At 68.6% G+C, this 15,822-nt stretch carries 15 protein-coding genes; 5 read left to right on the top strand and 10 right to left on the bottom strand.

Annotation, left to right across the window (positions count from 1 at the left end; all coding sequences use genetic code 11):
- The first annotated feature begins 15 nt into the window (after positions 1-15).
- Positions 16-651 (top strand): class I SAM-dependent methyltransferase, encoded by a 636-nt coding sequence (locus tag ACFVTM_RS02215; RefSeq protein ID WP_390201704.1) that lies wholly within the window; start codon positions 16-18, stop codon positions 649-651.
- Between the two features lie 129 nt (positions 652-780).
- Here the strand turns inward: ACFVTM_RS02215 and ACFVTM_RS02210 are convergent, their stop codons facing one another.
- Positions 781-1,977, bottom strand: coding sequence for a fatty acid desaturase family protein (locus ACFVTM_RS02210; RefSeq protein ID WP_390201703.1), 1,197 nt, complete (start codon positions 1,975-1,977; stop codon positions 781-783).
- A gap of 13 nt (positions 1,978-1,990) precedes the next feature.
- Positions 1,991-3,073 carry a ferredoxin reductase gene (locus tag ACFVTM_RS02205; protein ID WP_390201702.1) on the bottom strand — a complete coding sequence of 361 codons (1,083 nt, stop codon included), beginning with the start codon at positions 3,071-3,073 and terminating at the stop codon, positions 1,991-1,993.
- Positions 3,074-3,170: 97 nt separating this feature from the next.
- On the opposite strand from ACFVTM_RS02205, the gene ACFVTM_RS02200 reads away from it, so the two are divergent.
- The gene (locus ACFVTM_RS02200) at positions 3,171-4,379 is read left to right on the top strand and encodes a helix-turn-helix domain-containing protein (RefSeq protein ID WP_390201701.1); all 1,209 of its coding nucleotides are present in this window, start codon (positions 3,171-3,173) and stop codon (positions 4,377-4,379) included.
- Positions 4,380-4,418: 39 nt separating this feature from the next.
- On the opposite strand, the gene ACFVTM_RS02195 is transcribed toward ACFVTM_RS02200, so the two are convergent.
- Complete coding sequence (locus tag ACFVTM_RS02195) at positions 4,419-6,032, bottom strand: peptide chain release factor 3 (protein WP_390201700.1); 1,614 nt, start codon at positions 6,030-6,032, stop codon at positions 4,419-4,421.
- Positions 6,033-6,395: 363 nt separating this feature from the next.
- Between ACFVTM_RS02195 and disA the strand changes: the two genes are divergently transcribed.
- The gene (gene disA, locus ACFVTM_RS02190) at positions 6,396-7,472 is read left to right on the top strand and encodes a DNA integrity scanning diadenylate cyclase DisA (RefSeq protein ID WP_390201698.1); all 1,077 of its coding nucleotides are present in this window, start codon (positions 6,396-6,398) and stop codon (positions 7,470-7,472) included.
- Positions 7,473-7,641: 169 nt separating this feature from the next.
- Here the strand turns inward: disA and ACFVTM_RS02185 are convergent, their stop codons facing one another.
- Complete coding sequence (locus tag ACFVTM_RS02185; RefSeq protein WP_390201697.1) at positions 7,642-8,391, bottom strand: hypothetical protein; 750 nt, start codon at positions 8,389-8,391, stop codon at positions 7,642-7,644.
- Positions 8,392-8,666: 275 nt separating this feature from the next.
- Between ACFVTM_RS02185 and ACFVTM_RS02180 the strand changes: the two genes are divergently transcribed.
- Together ACFVTM_RS02180 and ACFVTM_RS02175 are read left to right on the top strand one after the other, a co-directional pair.
- A complete protein-coding gene (locus ACFVTM_RS02180; RefSeq protein ID WP_390201696.1) occupies positions 8,667-9,503 on the top strand; it encodes an A/G-specific adenine glycosylase in 837 nt (278 codons plus the stop codon).
- A 16-nt stretch (positions 9,504-9,519) separates the two neighbouring features.
- The gene (locus ACFVTM_RS02175; protein WP_390201695.1) at positions 9,520-10,017 is read left to right on the top strand and encodes a hypothetical protein; all 498 of its coding nucleotides are present in this window, start codon (positions 9,520-9,522) and stop codon (positions 10,015-10,017) included.
- 63 nt (positions 10,018-10,080) lie between these two features.
- On the opposite strand, the gene dhaM is transcribed toward ACFVTM_RS02175, so the two are convergent.
- The 6 genes from dhaM to ACFVTM_RS02145 form a co-directional block, all read right to left on the bottom strand.
- Positions 10,081-10,752, bottom strand: a complete 672-nt coding sequence (gene dhaM / locus ACFVTM_RS02170) for a dihydroxyacetone kinase phosphoryl donor subunit DhaM (protein WP_390201694.1) — start codon at positions 10,750-10,752, stop codon at positions 10,081-10,083.
- Positions 10,749-11,375, bottom strand: coding sequence for a dihydroxyacetone kinase subunit DhaL (gene dhaL / locus ACFVTM_RS02165; protein ID WP_390201693.1), 627 nt, complete (start codon positions 11,373-11,375; stop codon positions 10,749-10,751). Before dhaL ends, dhaM begins: the two co-directional genes overlap by 4 nt.
- Positions 11,376-11,377: 2 nt before the next feature.
- Positions 11,378-12,379 (bottom strand): dihydroxyacetone kinase subunit DhaK, encoded by a 1,002-nt coding sequence (gene dhaK, locus ACFVTM_RS02160; RefSeq protein ID WP_390201692.1) that lies wholly within the window; start codon positions 12,377-12,379, stop codon positions 11,378-11,380.
- Positions 12,380-12,539: 160 nt separating this feature from the next.
- Complete coding sequence (locus ACFVTM_RS02155) at positions 12,540-12,827, bottom strand: hypothetical protein (protein WP_390201691.1); 288 nt, start codon at positions 12,825-12,827, stop codon at positions 12,540-12,542.
- Positions 12,828-12,942: 115 nt separating this feature from the next.
- Complete coding sequence (locus ACFVTM_RS02150; protein WP_390201690.1) at positions 12,943-13,476, bottom strand: amino-acid N-acetyltransferase; 534 nt, start codon at positions 13,474-13,476, stop codon at positions 12,943-12,945.
- A 116-nt stretch (positions 13,477-13,592) separates the two neighbouring features.
- A complete protein-coding gene (locus ACFVTM_RS02145; RefSeq protein ID WP_390201689.1) occupies positions 13,593-15,716 on the bottom strand; it encodes a prolyl oligopeptidase family serine peptidase in 2,124 nt (707 codons plus the stop codon).
- Between the last annotated feature and the right edge of the window lie 106 nt (positions 15,717-15,822).

Genomic DNA, 15,822 nt, shown 5'->3' with positions numbered 1-15,822 from the left:
ACGGAAGGAGCCCCCATGCCGGAGACCAGCCCCCACACGCCAACATTCGGGAGAGCCTATGCGCGGGTGGGTCCGCGGATGGATGCCCGCGGGGCAACGGAGCACCGCCGGCGGCTCGTGGAACCGGCCTACGGCGTCGTCGTCGAAATCGGGGCTGGATACGGGGCCACCTTCCCGTTCTACCCTGCCGCGGTGGCTTCTGTGCTGGCCCTTGAACCGGACCCCACTCTCCGGGGGCTGGCCGGCGCCGCCGCCGCCAAGGCACCGGTGCCTGTCACCGTGAAAGACGGCGCGGCCGAAGCACTGCCGGCCTCGGACGCCTCTGTGGACGTCGTCGTGTCCAGTTTGGTGCTGTGCAGCGTGGCGGACCAGTCCGTCGCCCTGGCGGAGATAGTCCGGGTCCTGCGCCCCGGCGGCTCGCTGCTGTTCTATGAACACGTCCGCTCCCGGCACCGCGTGCTGGCGGCCGCCGAGGATCTCCTCACGCCGCTGTGGACCCGGGTGGCGGGCGGGTGCCATCCGAACCGCGACACCGCCGCCATGATCGCCGGGGCCGGCCTCAATGTGCACGGCCTCGAACGCTTCGGCTTTTCGGCACTGCCCGGCAACCCGCGGCTGGCCCACGTTCTTGGTGTGGCGGCCAAGCCCTGAACCCGTCCGGGACGGCGCGTCCTGGACGACGCAAAGGGGCGCCTGCCGCAATGGCAGGCGCCCCTTTGTCAATCATTCAAACGCCAGGCGTCGAGGCCATGAAGTTTGGCCCGGTCGTCGGGCTGTTAGCTAGGCCGTCTTCGGCGGCAGGGCCAGCTTGAAGATCTTGCCCCACGTGGAGCCGACCTGCTTCAGCAGCGGGCCCGTGGTGTACGGCAGCCCATAGCGCTTGCAGATTTCCTGCACCTTCGGCGCCACCTCCGCGTAGCGGTTCGAGGGCAGGTCCGGGAACAGGTGGTGCTCGATCTGGTGCGAGAGGTTGCCGGACATGAGGTGCATGAACTTGGAGCCGGAGATGTTGGCCGAGCCGATCATCTGGCGCACGTACCAGTCGCCGCGGGTCTCGCCTTCCACCATTTCCTCGGTGAAGGTGTCAGTGCCTTCGGGGAAGTGGCCGCAGAAGATCACCGCGTGCGCCCACACGTTGCGAACGGCGTTGGCGGTCAGGGTGCCATAGAGGGCCTGCTTGCCGGACCCGGTCAGCATGGCGACGGCGGGCGTGGCGGCATAGTCCTTGGTGAACTGCTTCAGGGCCTTCCGGCCGAGGGCCTTCAAGTCCTTGGTCAGGGCTTCCTTGGACTTCCGGCCTTCCTTGTAGTCCACGAGTTCGAGGTCATAGATCGCGATGCCCCACTCGAAGACCGGCGCCAGCAGAGCGTTGTAGAGCGGGTTGCCGATGTTGAACGGCGTCCATTCCTGCTCCGGATCCATCCGCAGCAGGTTGTATCCGATGTCGTTGTCCTTGCCCACCACATTCGTCCAGCGGTGGTGAAGATCATTGTGGGTGTGCTGCCAGGACCGTGCGGGGGTCACGAAGTCCCATTCCCACGTGGTGGAGTGGATGTCCGGGTCCCGCATCCAGTCCCACTGCCCATGCAGGATGTTGTGCCCGAGTTCCATGTTTTCCAGGATCTTGGCGAAGCTCAGAAGAGTGGTGCCGGCGATCCAGGCGGGCTTCTTGCGCCCCATCAGGAGCAGGGCACGGCCGGAAAGCTCCAGGCCGCGCTGGATCTTGATCATCCGGCGGATGTAGGCGGCGTCCGACGCGCCGCGCTTGGCGAGGATGTCGTCCTTGATGGCGTCGAGTTCGCGCCCCAGCTCTGCCACCTGCTCGTCGGAGAGGTGGGCGGCGGCGGGCGGGCGCATCAGCGGGCTGCCGGTTTCGGCGAGGGCGCCGGGACGCGTCTTCGCGGCCGTGCCCACTTTTGCTGGGGCGACGGCGGTGTCGGCGTCGGACAGATCCGGTTTGCTGGAAACAATCGTCATGCGGTGATACTCCTCAGAGGTCGAGGTTAACGGGGCCGGCGGCTGCCGACACGCACGTCTGGATTAGTTGGCCCGGTTCGCCGTGGACTTCGCCGGTGCGCAGGTCGCGGACATGGCCGGCCCGCAGCGGAATGAGGCAGCTGTGGCAGATGCCCATGCGGCAGCCGCTGGGCATCAGGACGCCGGCGTCCTCGCCGACATCGAGCAGCGGGGTGTCGCCGTCGGCCTCGACTTCGCGGTCGGAGGCCTCGAACGTGACCAGTCCGCCGTCGTGTCCGGCACCGCCGGCGAGGCTGGTGCTGAAGCGCTCGATGGTCAGGGAGCCTGCCGGGGTGGCCGCCTCCGGCAGTTCCACCTCGCCTACCGCCTCCCAGAGCGCCTCAGTGTCGTTGAGGAAGTCTTCAGGGCCGCACGCGTAGGCGGCGCGCTGGCGCCAGTCCGGGCACAGCCGGTCCAGGTCATCGACGGAGGTGAAGTCCAGCCGTCCCCGGTCGCCGGTGAACCAGTGCGTTACCCGGAAGTTGGGGAATTGATCGGCGAGCTCGGCGAGTTCTTCACGGAAGATGGCGTCCGCGGCGGAGCGGGCGGTGTGGATGAGCACGACGTCGGCGTCGGGACGGTGCGGTACGAGGGTGCGGATCATCGACATCACCGGGGTGATTCCGCTGCCCGCCGTGAGCATGAGCAGCGGGCGCGGGTGTTCCGGCAAGACAAAGTCGCCCTGCGGAGGAGCAAGGAACAGGACATCACCGGGTTTGGTGCCGCGCACGAGGGCCGCGGAGACGGCGCCCATGTCGGAAACCGTGATGGCCGGGTCCTGCCCCGCGGGGGCGCTGAGCGAATAGGACCGCCAGTGGCGGACGCCGTCGAGTTCGACGCCGATACGGGCCCACTGGCCGGCAAGGTGCGCTTGCCAGCCGCGGCCGGGACGGAAGAAAATGGTGGCGGAGTCGGCCGTTTCTGGAACCACCCTGGTGACCACGCCGCGCAATTGGCGGGCGGAAAACACAGGATTGAACAGCGACAGAATGTCTTCTGGAGCTAATGGGGTGGTCAGTAGAGATGCGGCGCGCGCCAGCTTACGGAGCCGGATCATCTAACAACCTTATGTCAGTTTGCGCCATACTTCTTCACGCAAGGCATACGATCGACTTAACAAAACTATCCCACCGCAACAACTCAACGGACTGCCTATGAACGCATCCCCCGCCCGGGAGGGCGCTGGCCCCGCCCCCGCCTACGATCCTCCGTGGCTGGCCCTGCCCCGGGAGGTCAGCGACATGCTCCGTCCCAGGATGCCCGGCATCGTCGAGGCCATCATCGAGGCGGTCCCCCAGCTCGTTCCCGCCTATGCCAGGCCGATTGAGGGGCGTTTCGGCCGGGGCCTGAGAAGAGGCGTGGCCGCGGCGCTGGACCGGTTCCTCCAGCTGCCAGGGACCCGGCTGCCGGCGTTGTCCGAGGAAAGCCGTGAGCTGGTGGCCGGGCTGGGCAGCGGCGAGTTCCGGCAGGGGCGGAGCATGGACGCGCTCCTGAGTGCCTACCGGATGGGTGCCCGCGTGACCTTCCGGGAAATGTCCAAGGTCTCGGTGGAACACCATTTGGGCCAGGGGGTCGTGGTGGACTTGGGCGAGTCGATCCTGGCTTACATCGATGAGCTCTCGGCGGTCAGCGCCGAGGCCTATGCCTTTGAACAGTCCGAGCGCGCCGGGGCGGTGGACCGGCGGCGCACGGAACTGCTGGACCTGCTCCTGCTCGGCCAGGCCGACGAGGCGGCGCTGCGCCAGACGGCGGCAATGGCGGACTGGTCCCTGCCGCCGCGCATGGCGGTGGTGACGCTGCCGCTGGACCGGGCCGCCGGCCTGCGGCTGCGCCTCGGCCCCGGAGCCCTGGTGATTGAGCGTGAAACCGACGTGGTGGCCTTGGTGCCGGCGCGGAAGTCCCGGTCCGCCCGGGAAGAGCTGGACCGCGCCCTTAAGGGCCGGGGCGCTTCCGTGGGTCCGTCCGGCGGCTGGGAGAAGGTTCCGGATTCACTGCGCCTGGCCGTGCTGGCGGCCGCGGCGCTGCCTCCGCGCGAGGACCCTGAGGATCCTCCCATCTGGGCCGACGAGCACCTGGCCCAGGTGATTCTCGGAGCGGAGCCCTCGGCCATCACCGAACTGGCCAACCGGCGGCTGGCTCCCCTGGAAGGACTCCGGCCCGCGCAACGCGAGCGGCTCGCCGAGACCCTGCTCTCGTGGCTGCGCCACTGGGGCCAGCGGGCGCCGGTTGCCGCCGAACTCGGGATCCATCCGCAGACCGTGGGCTACCGGGCGGCGCAGCTGCGAGAGCTATTCGGCGACGCCCTTGAGGATCCAATCGCGCGCTTCGAACTCGAACTGGCCCTGCACGCCGGCCGGCGCTAGGACCGCCGGCGGCATACGGCCCCGGACGGCGCCTTGCCGCTATTTTGCGGGGTTGTGGGTGCCGATCGGCACCAGGGTGAGGTCGGGGTGGTTCTTTTCGATCCGGCGAAGGGCCCAGACGTCGTTGAACAGGGCCAGGTATTCGCCGTCGGACCGCAAGAGGACCTCGGCGCCGGGGACGTTGGCCAGCGCCGGCATGGCGTCGACGGTGGAGATCCGGGCCATGGAATACGGGAGCCGTTCCAGCCGCATCGGGGCGCTGAAGTCATGCGCCATCCGGTCTTCGACCACCTCGAACTGCATGGGTCCGACGGCGGCAAGTACGGGCGCCTGGTCGCCGCGGATGTCGGAGCGCAGCACTTGGATGACGCCCTCATGCTCGAGCTGTTCGATGCCGCGGCGGAACTGCTTGAACCGGCTGGGGTCCTTGGAGCGGGCCACTTGGAAGTGTTCCGGGGCGAACAGCGGGATCGCGGGGAACTCCACCGGCTGGTCCAGGAACAGGCTGTCCCCCACCCGGAGCGAGGAGGCATTCACGAGGCCCACGACGTCGCCGGGGAAGGCCTCGTCGATCACTTCGCGTTCGCGGCCGAAGACCTGCTGGGCGTACTTGGTGGCAAAGGATTTCCCGGTCCGCCCCTGGGTGACCACCATGCCGCGTTCGAACATGCCGGAGCAGACCCGGATGAAGGCAACGTGGTCCCGGTGGGCCTTGTTCATGCCGGCCTGGACCTTGAACACGAATCCGGCGAACGGGGCATCGACCGGGCGCGGGTCGCCGTCGACGTCGGGCCGCGGGGCAGCGGGCGGTGCGAAGTCGACGAGGGCGTCCAGGATTTCCTTCACGCCGAAGTTCAGGGCTGCCGAGCTGAAGAGGATCGGCGTTGCCTGGCCGGCGTGGAAGGCATCGACGTCGAATGCCAGGTTCGATTCGATGACCAGCCCGGCCTCGTCCACGGCGTTGGCCCAGTCGGCGCCCTGGCTGGCGGCGGCCTCGTCGGGGGTGAAGTACTCGGTGAGGGCGATGTTGGCGCCGGCGTTGTTGCGCTTGAACTGCGCGAATCGGTCATTGCGCAGGTCCCAGACACCGCGGAAGTCGCCGGAGATCCCCACGGCCCAGGTCAGTGGCATCGGCTGCAGGCCGGTGCGCTCGGTGATCTCGTCCATGAGGGCCAGGGCGTCCAGGCCGGGCCGGTCCCACTTGTTGATGACCGTGATGATGGGCAGGTTGCGCTGCTTGCAGACCTCGAAGAGCTTCATGGTCTGGGTTTCCAGGCCCTTCGCAGCGTCGACCAGCATCACGGCGCAGTCGACAGCCGCCAGCACGCGGTACGTGTCCTCGGAGAAGTCCGCGTGTCCCGGGGTATCCAGGAGGTTGATGACGGTGTCCCGGTAGGCGAACTGCAGCGCGGCGGAACTGATGGAGATGCCGCGGTCCTTTTCCATCTGCATCCAGTCCGAGACCGTCTCCTTGCGGTTGGCCTTGCCGCTGGAGGCGCCGGCTGTGCCGATCACCTTTGCGTGCAGCGCGAGGGCCTCCGTCAGGGTGGACTTGCCCGCGTCGGGGTGCGAAATGACTGCGAAAGTCCGGCGCCGGGCCGCCTGCTTGTGAATCTCCTGGACTCGGGCGGGGCTGAGGACTTCTTGAGACACGATGCTACTTTCGCTGCGGCTGTGGACGGGTCACGGCGCGGAGAACCCGCGGTACACCCAAGGCTTCAAGTTTATCCCAGGCCGCGGACAGCGCACGAAGCGGGTTCGGAGGGGGCCTGTAAGAGGATCGAAGTGGCGGCCCGGCACCGCCAAAGTGCCGTCGCGGACAGTCCCCGGGGGAGCACTTCCGGGAGCTCCGGCGGCACGTCGCAATGGACCACTTTAAGGCTTGCTTGTGCGGAAGCGGCCCTGCTTTACCCCTATCATGGGGAGAGCGGGGAACTGAGTACTTTTGATCCTGCCGGGAGACCCTGGAAACCGGCGCACTTGCGGGCTTGAGCCTGCACCTTTGAAGGGAAATCTATGGCTCGGAGCCCTGAAGATGCGCTCAAGGCGACCCTGGCCAGAGTGGCACCCGGTACGGCCCTCCGCGACGGCCTGGAACGCATTCTCCGCGGACGGACCGGCGCGTTGATCGTGCTGGGCATCGACAGGACCATTGAGTCCATCTGTTCCGGCGGCTTCGAGATCGGCATCGATTTCTCCCCCACCAGGCTGCGGGAACTGGCGAAGATGGACGGTGCCATTGTCTGCGACAAGGACGCCAGCAACATCCTGCGCGCCGCCGTCCAGCTCGTCCCGGACTCGAGCATCGAAACGCAGGAATCGGGCACCCGGCACCGGACCGCGGAACGCGTGGCCATCCAGACGGGTGTCCCGGTCATTTCGGTCAGCCAGTCCATGCAGATCATCGCGCTATACGTGAACGGGCTGCGCCACGTCCTGGAGGGCTCGGAGAAGGTCCTGGCCCGCGCCAACCAGGCTCTGGCAACCCTGGAGCGCTACCGCTCGCGGCTGGACCAGGTGACCAGCTCGCTCTCCGCACTGGAAATCGAGGCCATGGTGACGGTCCGCGACGTCGCGGTCACCCTTCAGCGCCAGGAAATGGTGCGCAGGATCTCCGAGGAAATCTCCCAGTACGTCCTGGAACTGGGCGAGGACGGCCGCCTGCTCTCACTGCAGCTGGACGAGCTCACCGTGGGCCGCGGCCCGGGCAGCGACGTCATCATCCGCGACTACTCCGGCCCGCACGCGTCCGCGGAGGTTATCGACAATGCGGTAAAGGCCCTCGTCAGTCTGGGCCCCACCGAGCTGATCGACTTGGGCAAGATCGCCGGGATCGTCGGCTTCGCCGGCGGTGAAGCCAACCTTGACGCCGTCGTGCAGCCGCGCGGCTACCGTCTGCTCTCCGGCCTCAAGGCCGTGCCGAAGGCCGTCGCGGACCGGCTCGTGGACCACTTTGGCGGCCTGCAGTTCCTGATGGCGGCAACGATTGATGACCTCATGACCGTGGACGGCATCGGCGACCAGCGCGCCAGGACCGTCCGGGAGGGCCTGAGCCGGATGGCCGAGGCCAGCCTGCTGGACCGGTTCCTCTAACCCGTCAGAGCCCCGCACACGCCTCGCACCCCGCAAACCCTCACCCGTTGCTCCCCAGGTGCCCTTTTGGGCGCCCAAAACGGCACCTGGGCCCACGCCGGCAGGGTTCCCTGGCCGAGCTTGCGAGGAGAGGGGGCCGGTGGGGAGCAAAAGATGGGGTTAACGGGGGCTAGTTGAGCTGGAAGACGGCACCCTTGGCGCTTGTCTTGTTCGCCAGCCGGACGGTGAAGACATAGTAGGCGCCCCCGGCACCGGGTTTGGCGCTGACGGGTTCGCAGCCCTGCACTGTACGGTTGCGCTGCCAGGGAAAGTTCGCGGTCTCACTCTTGCCCGGCGCAATGGTCTTCATCAGGTCCGTGCTCTCGGCCTGGCAGTCCTTGGAGGAGAAGATCCGGTCCGAGCCGCTGGTGATCAGGTACTCCATCTGGGATGTCCCGATGTTGACCTCGCACGGCACCTTGTTGTTGTTGGTCACCTTCAGGCTCAGCAGCGGCTTTTCACCCGCGTCATACCCCTGCTTGTCGGTGTCAGCCGTGACAATTATCAGGTTCTGCTCGCAGCCGTCCCCCGAGGAGGCCGTGGGTGAGGCCGAAGGGTCCGCTGATGAGGGACTATCCGACGCGGAGGCCGTCGGCTGGCCCGACGCCGATCCTGCCCCGGACGGCTGCCCGCCGGTCGGCTGGCCGGTTGGCTGGCCGGTTGGCTGGCCGCCGCTTAGGGCGTTCGAGACGGCGATGAAGCCGCCGAAGGCCACGGCGATGACGAGCAGCAGGACCACGCCGGCAACCAGACGGCGACGGCGGTAGACCCGGGCAAGCGGGGGCCGTCCGGATTTCCGCCCGGGCTTGCGCCCGGATTGTCCGCCGCCGGAACCTTTCGGCCGCGAACCGCCCGTTCCTGCACTGCCTTGCCTGACCATTCTTCTAGCCTAGAGAACCGCGCGGGCTATGGCGCCCGACCACGCCGCTGGACCCTCCCCCGTCCCGATCCGTTACCCCGATCTATTACGCTGAATGGATCGACACTCTAACCCCCACGCCCCCAGTATCCGCCGCTACACAGCGCGAACCCCTGCCCGCCGGGCCGTGCGACGGCGCCGCGGATCTCCCCGCGCTCCACGCCGCCCTGGATGACTGGTTCGCGTCCAACGCCAGGGAACTGCCCTGGCGCGCCGCGGAGTGCACGGCGTGGGGCGTGCTGGTCAGCGAGGTCATGCTGCAGCAGACGCCGGTGGTACGGGTCCTTCCCGTCTGGGAGGAATGGCTGCGCCGCTGGCCGGAGCCGTCAGACCTGGCCGGGGAACCGGCGGGGGAAGCCGTCAGGTCCTGGGGCCGGCTGGGGTATCCGCGGCGCGCCCTGCGCCTGCATGCTGCCGCCGTCGCCATCAGGGACAGCCACGGCGGTACCGTCCCCGGCTCATACGCCGAGCTCCTGGATCTCCCCGGCGTGGGCAGTTACACCGCCGCTGCCGTTGCGGCATTCGCCTACGGGCGCCGCGAAACGGTGGTGGACACCAACATCCGCCGGGTCCATGCGCGGCTGGTCGCAGGTTCGGCGCTGCCGTCGCAGGCCCTGACCGCTGCCGAAATGCGGCTGGCGGCCTCACTGCTCCCCGACGACCCCGTCGCCTCGGTGCGCTGGAACGCCTCCGTCATGGAACTCGGCGCGCTGGTCTGCACGGCTCGGGCCCCCAAGTGCGGCCAATGCCCCGTCCGCGAGTCCTGCGCCTGGCGTGCGGCCGGCGAGCCGCCGCCAACGTACACGCCCAAGGGGCAGTCCTGGCATGGCACTGACCGGCAGGTGCGCGGCGCGGTGATGGCCGTCCTGCGCGTGGCCGAGGACCCCGTGGCTCCGGTCCTGTTCCAGGAGGCCCCGGCGGATCTGGGCTTTGAACCGCAGGGGATCGGGATCCCGCTCGCGGCCCTGCACCGGCTCAACGCCGCTCCCGAGCAACTCGAACGCGCGCTGGCCGGCCTGCTGGGCGATGGCCTCGCGGAACTGCACCGGGGCGGCTTCCGGCTCCCTGCCTGAGGATCTACGCTGGAGCATGCGAATGCTGGCGGCTGCGGCCGCTCTGGCCCTCACTGCCGTCCTGGCAACTTCGTGCCGGGCCGAGGTCGCCTGTCCGGCCATCGGCCAGGCGCCAGTCGTGTCCCTCACTGTGGCCCGGGAGTACGCCCCTTCAGTGCATGCCATCCACCTGTCGGCCTGCCAGGACGGCCGCTGCAAGGAAGCGGACCTGGAACTCGTTCCGGGGAGCACTGCCGTGGACCAGGGCTGTGAACCCGGCCCCTACGGCGGCGACGGCGTCTGCTCGGCCACCTCCTCTCCCGACGGCACCCTCACCGGAATGCTGATGATGGACACACTGACGGCCAGCCGCATCGAGGTGCAGGCCACGGGCACGGATACCGCCGGGACCCCGTTGCCGGCACGCACAACAGCCTTCACGCCCCGCACGGCGCATCCATATGGAGAGCAGTGCGGAACCTTCATCACGGCCAGTGTGGTGCTGGATGCGGCCGGCCTGCGGCAGGCCCCATAGCCCGGGCCCCGAAGCCACCTGCCCGCATGATCCGCTGGGCCCCATCCGGTAGCCGTGGCCCGCCTACGGTTCGCCGAACCCCGAACTGACCAGGCGCTCGAGGTAGCCGACCGCCTTGGCGGCATCCGGGCCGCTGGCTTCCACGTGCAGGACCGTTCCCTTGCCGGCTGCCAGCATCATGAGCTCCGTCATGGAGGCGCCGTCGGCGCCGTTGACGGTCACGTCGGCGTCCATAGCGGACAGGCCGCCGGCGATCTTCGCCGCTGGCCGGGCATGCATGCCGGCCTGGTTGACGAGTTCGAAGTCCCCCGTGGCGTCCGGCGGCTGCTGGTGCCCGTGCTCAGCCGCCGCGGGATGGGCCGGGGGCCGGTAGACGGCCTCCGCCGCGTCCTTCACCGCCGCCGCTTCGGCTCCCGCCTGGGCGGCCACCGCGGCCGCCACGAGTCCTTCCACCAGGGGCGCGTCTGCGAGCAGCACAGATCCCGGGTCCGCCGCGAACTCTACTGCGGACTCGGCCGTCATCACCGCGGATCCGAGGTCGGTGAGCACCACGACTCCCTCACCGGAGGCGTCCTCCAGGGCAGCCATGACCTTCTCCAGGCTCGTGCCGATCCTGCCGTCGTCGGTGCCGCCGGCAGGGAGGATGAGGACGTCCGGCGCCATCTGTGCGGCGAGCTCGGCGGCGCCGTCCGCGATTTTGGCGCTGTGCGAGACGACCACCAGCCGGACTGTCATTCGGTGGCTCCCGCCGCGGCGCGCAGGATCAGTGCACTGGAGACCGCTCCCGGGTCGCGGTGGCCGATGCTGCGTTCCCCCAGGTAGCTGGCGCGGCCCTTGCGGGCGAGCATTGGATCCGTGGACACGGCGCCGGCCTCGGCGGCTTCTGCCGCGGCCAGCAGCACCTTGCGGACGTCGCCGTCGCCGGCCGCGGCTGCGGCCGCCTCGATCGCGGGCGTCCACGCGTCCACCATGGTCTTGTCCCCGGACTCGGCCTTTCCGCGGACCACGATCCCGTCGCGGGCAGCCTGCAGCGCGGCGGCCAGGGTGGCGGCGTCGACGTCGGACGTGTCACCCAGCGCGGTGGCGGCCCGCAGGAAAGCGGTGCCATAGAGCGGGCCGGCGGCCCCGCCAACCTTGGACATCAGCGTCATGGCCGTCAGTTTCAGGGCCGCGCCCGGAGTTTCCGGCGGTGCCTCGGCCAGTTTGTCCATCACGGCCTTGAAACCGCGGTCCATGTTCTCGCCGTGGTCCGAGTCCCCGATGGGCCGGTCCAGCTCGATCAGCTCCACCCGGTGCTCGGCCATGGCCTGCGCCGAGAGCGTCAGCCAGCGCACGGCCCAGCCGACATCCAGCCCCACGGTCAGACGCCCCAGCGAAGGGCCGGAGTGTGCACGGGCGCGTCCCAGAGCGTCGTCATTTCGTCATCGAGGCGCAGGACGGTGATGGAGCAGCCCTGCATCTCGAGGGAGGTGATGTAGTTGCCCACGAGGGAGCGCGCCACAGTGACGCCCTGCTCGGCGAGTTTCTGCGCGGCGCGGCGGTACACGATGTAGAGCTCGCTCGCCGGGGTGCCGCCCATGCCGTTGACGAACAGGAGCACCTTGTCCCCGGAGCTAAGCCCGAGGTCGCTGACCACCGGGTCCAGAAGGCGGTCGGTGATGCCGTCGGCGTTTTCCATGGGAATCTTGTGCCGTCCCGGCTCGCCGTGGATGCCGATCCCGATTTCGATCTCGTTTTCCTCGAGCTCGAAACTGGGGACCCCCGCATGTGGAACGGTGCAGGCCGTCAACGCCACGCCCATGCTGCGCACGTTCGCATTGACCCGGTCCCCGATCGCGGCGACGGCGTCCAGGTTGTCTCCGCGCTCGGCAGCCGCGCCGGCGATCTTCTCGACCAGGACGGTGCCGCCGACGCCCCTGCGGCCGGCCGTGTACAGCGAATCCTGCACGGCGACGTCGTCGTTGACCAGGACCGTGCGGATCTCGACGCCTTCGGCCTGCGCGAGTTCGGCGGCCGTTTCGAAGTTGAGGACGTCGCCGGTGTAGTTTTTCACGATATGCACGACGCCGGCGCCGGAGTTCACGGCCAGCGTTGCCGGCAGGATCTGGTCCGGTGTGGGCGAGGTGAACACGGCGCCGGGAACGGCGGCGTCGAGCATGCCCACCCCGACATATCCGCCGTGCAGCGGCTCATGTCCGCTGCCGCCGCCGGAAACGAGTCCGACTTTACCCGCCACCGGCGCGTCCTTGCGCACGATGTACTTCGGGTCCGCAAAGACGGTCACGAGGTCGGCGTGTGCAAGCCCGAACCCTTCCACTGACTCGTCGACCACGGCCTTGGGGTCATTGATGAGTTTCTTCATGGCGGTGCTCCCTGGATGGTGTCCTGGCTGTGCTTAGACCCTACTACCGGGGCACGGCCGGCGGTAGGCTCCCGATTTCCCGGCCCGGTGACTCCGCAGCGGGGCTGCCGAATTCCGGCCGGCGGGGTTGATGCGGTGCGTTCGTCGTCCCGTGGAGGCGTCAGGCCTGCTTGTCGGCCCACGCCGGGAAGTGCGGCCAGGCGTCGACGCCCAGCCAGGAGAACGGCGGCGCGGCGGGCCGGCCCTTGCGGGTGCGGGACGTGGCCTGTGGCCCCGATGCGGCTGGTCCCGTCGCAGCCGCACCCGTTCCGGGCGACGAGCGGTTGGCGGGTTCCGGCGCTGCGGCCTCCGGCAACGCGACGGGCAGCTGCACTGGTGACTGAACCGGCGGCACGCCCGCGGCGCCTGCGGCTGGTCTGTGGAAAGCGGAGAAATCAGGAAAAATCACGTCTTTATGCAATTTTTTGCCTCCGAAAAGTATTGCGGCCCACCCCCTGGGCCGGGATCAGTTTATCCACCAAATTTATTGATGGGAAGCCCCGGTCCAACGGATGCTGCGGGCGCTACAGTTCCTTGATCATCCGCGTGTTGCCCAGCGTGTTCGGCTTGACCCGCGCCAGGTCCAGGAATTCGGCCACACCCTCGTCATGCGAGCGCAGGAGCTCCGAATACACCACAGGGTCGACGGCGGTCTGGTCGGCCATGACCTCAAAGCCGTGCTTCTTGAAGAAATCCACTTCGAACGTCAGGCAGAAGACGCGCGAGACGCCCAGCGCGCGGGCATCCTCCAGCAGCCGCTCCACCAGTGCGTGGCCAACTCCCTTGCCGCGCCAGGCATCCGAGGCGGCCAGGGTGCGCACCTCGGCGAGGTCCTCCCACATGACGTGGAGCGCTCCGCAGCCGATCACCTCTCCGTCTTCGGATTCGGCGATCCGGAATTCCTGCAGGCTTTCGTAGTAGGCCACGGTTTCTTTGGCCATGAGGATCCGCTGGTCAGCCAGCGGCGCCACGAGCGTCTTGATGGCGCCAACGTCGCTGGTGCGGGCAGGGCGGATGCGGATCGTCGCGGTGGCGGTCTCAGTCACGGTCTCAGTCACAGCCCAATCCTACGGGGGAGCCTGCCGCTCCCCCACCCAACTGGCTCGCACATGGGGCCGTCTTGAGCGCTCATGACGGCCCCTGCTTGGAGCCAGCTGGGCAGGGAGGGGGAAGCTCAGAGACCCAGTTCGTCGGGGACGGGAATGTCCTTGTCCAGCAGGTTCCTGGCCAGGAAGTGCTCCACGACGCCGTACCAGACCTTGGCATGCTGCGGCTGCAGGATCCAGTGGTTCTCGTCCGGGAAGTACAGGAAACGGTGGTCCGTTTCGCCGTTTCCGTCGGCCGCCAGCTGTGACTTGGCGAGCAGTTCGTACCAGAGCCGCAGCCCCTCGCCGATCGGCACCCGGTAGTCCTTGTCGCCATGAATGACCAGCATGGGGGTCCGGATGTTCTCCACGTGCAGATGCGGGGAGTTCTCCAGTGCCATCTCGGCCGTCATCTCCTTGAGCCAGTACTGCGCGGCGTCCGTGGTGGGACCAAACTGGTCCAGGGCCCAGAGGCTGGCGTGCGTGACGATTGCCTTGAAGCGGTCCGTGTGGCCGGCCACCCAGTTGGCCATGTAACCGCCGAAAGAACCGCCCATGGCGGCCGTGCGCGTCTCGTCGATGTCCGGGCGCTGCACGACGGCGTCGGTGATGGCCATCAGGTCCGTGAAGGGAGCCTTGCCCCATTCCCCCCAGCCGCGCTGGATGTGATCCTGGCCGTAGCCGGTGGAGAGGGCAGGGTCCGGGAGCAGCACGGCGTAGCCGCGGGCCACCAGCAGCCACGGGTTCCAGCGCCAGGTCCAGGCGTTCCAGGATCCCAGCGGACCGCCGTGGATCCAGAGCAGCAGCGGGGCCGGGTTTGCCGCGGACGCGCCCTCCGGCAGGGCCAGGTACGCGGGCACCCGGGCGCCGTCTGCAGCGGTGGTCTCCACGCGCTCCAGCGTCCCCTTGTACTGCGGGCGCTCCGCCGGCGCGGGCAGGCGGACGACGCCGCCGCCGTCGAGGTCGATCCGCACCGGCTCGGCGGGGAATTCGTAGGAACTGCGCAGGGCGTAGGCGCTGCGCCCGTCCGGTGCGACGACGACGTCGGTGTACGCGGCGGCGTCGGCCGTCAGGCGGAGCACCTGGCCGGCCTCGCCCGGCTTCCCGGCCACAGGGATCCGGAACACCGGCGACGCGCCGTCCTCATCGGCGGTGACCAGCAGGGCCGATCCGTCGGGCAGCCAGGCGGCAGGGTGGGCCCACCGGTCCCAGTCATGGGCCAGCGGCGTGAGCGTGCTCTCGCCTGCCGCCGGGCCGGCGACGTCGAGGAGGTGCAGTTTGACCTGCGGGGCCTCAAAGGGCGTGGTGTCGCTTTCGCTGACCACCACCAGGCTCCGGTTGTCCGGGCTGACCGGTCCCGGGAAGTAGCTCAGGCCTTCGGTGTCCAGCAGGATGGTCCGGGTGCCGGTGGCGACGTCGATGGCGACCAGCACGGAACGCGAATCTGCGTTCGCGAGGGGTTTCGCGAGGCTGCTGTAGATTGTCCGGCCGTCCGGGCTGACCACCGAGACGGCGTCCCGGAGCCGGCTGCCGGCGTCGGGCGTCAGGTTGCGGAGCTGCAGCGGCGGCGCGGCGTCGACCGTCGCCGGCTTCCCGGCTTCCAGCTGTCCCCCGGATTCGACGGCGAACAGCCGCGGCTGCGCCGGACCGAGGTCCGCGTCCCAGTAGCGGACGGGATAGCCGCTGTGCAGGATTGCTGCGACCTTGTTGTCCTTGCGCGTCTTGCGGCGCTCCTCGTCATTGTCCTCGTCGGTGGACCCGGCCAGGACCGAGGCCGTGACCAGCACGGTGTCGGCATTCCTGGCGGCGTGGACCGCGCCGATTCCGCCGGCGCGGGACAGCGCAACCCGGGCTTCGCCGCCGTCGGACGGGAGTATCCAGAGGGCGCCGACGGGGTCGGCGTCGGGGCTCTCCGGGTCAGGCCGGGCAGAGGTGAAGTAGAGGTCGCCATTGGCGGCAAACACCGCGCCCGCCTCCCCCTTGGCGCTGCGCGTGATCCGGCGGGCCTGTTTGACCCCGCCCGGGTCCACCTCCCACAATGCGGTGCAGAACTCCGTGCCCTTCGCGCCGAGCGTGGCCACAGTGGTGACCAGCCGGGCGCCATCTGGGCTCAGCGCCAAACCGCTCACCTTGGGGATTGCGAGGTAATGGTCCAGATCATGGAAAGGGGTCTCGGGTTGTTCGCTCAGGGTCTCTGAGTCCTTGGCAGCCATGCACCGATTCAACACCTTCTGTGGCGTTGATCACTAAAAGTTCACTAAGAGTGAAACACTGCTTTCAGAACGACCCTGCCCGGAGGGGCCATATGGCCCTGAGCTG

The sequence above is a fragment of the Arthrobacter sp. NPDC058130 genome, from assembly GCF_042884475.1.
Classification (GTDB): Bacteria; Actinomycetota; Actinomycetes; order Actinomycetales; family Micrococcaceae; genus Arthrobacter.
This window is presented reverse-complemented; position numbering and strand designations above follow the sequence as displayed.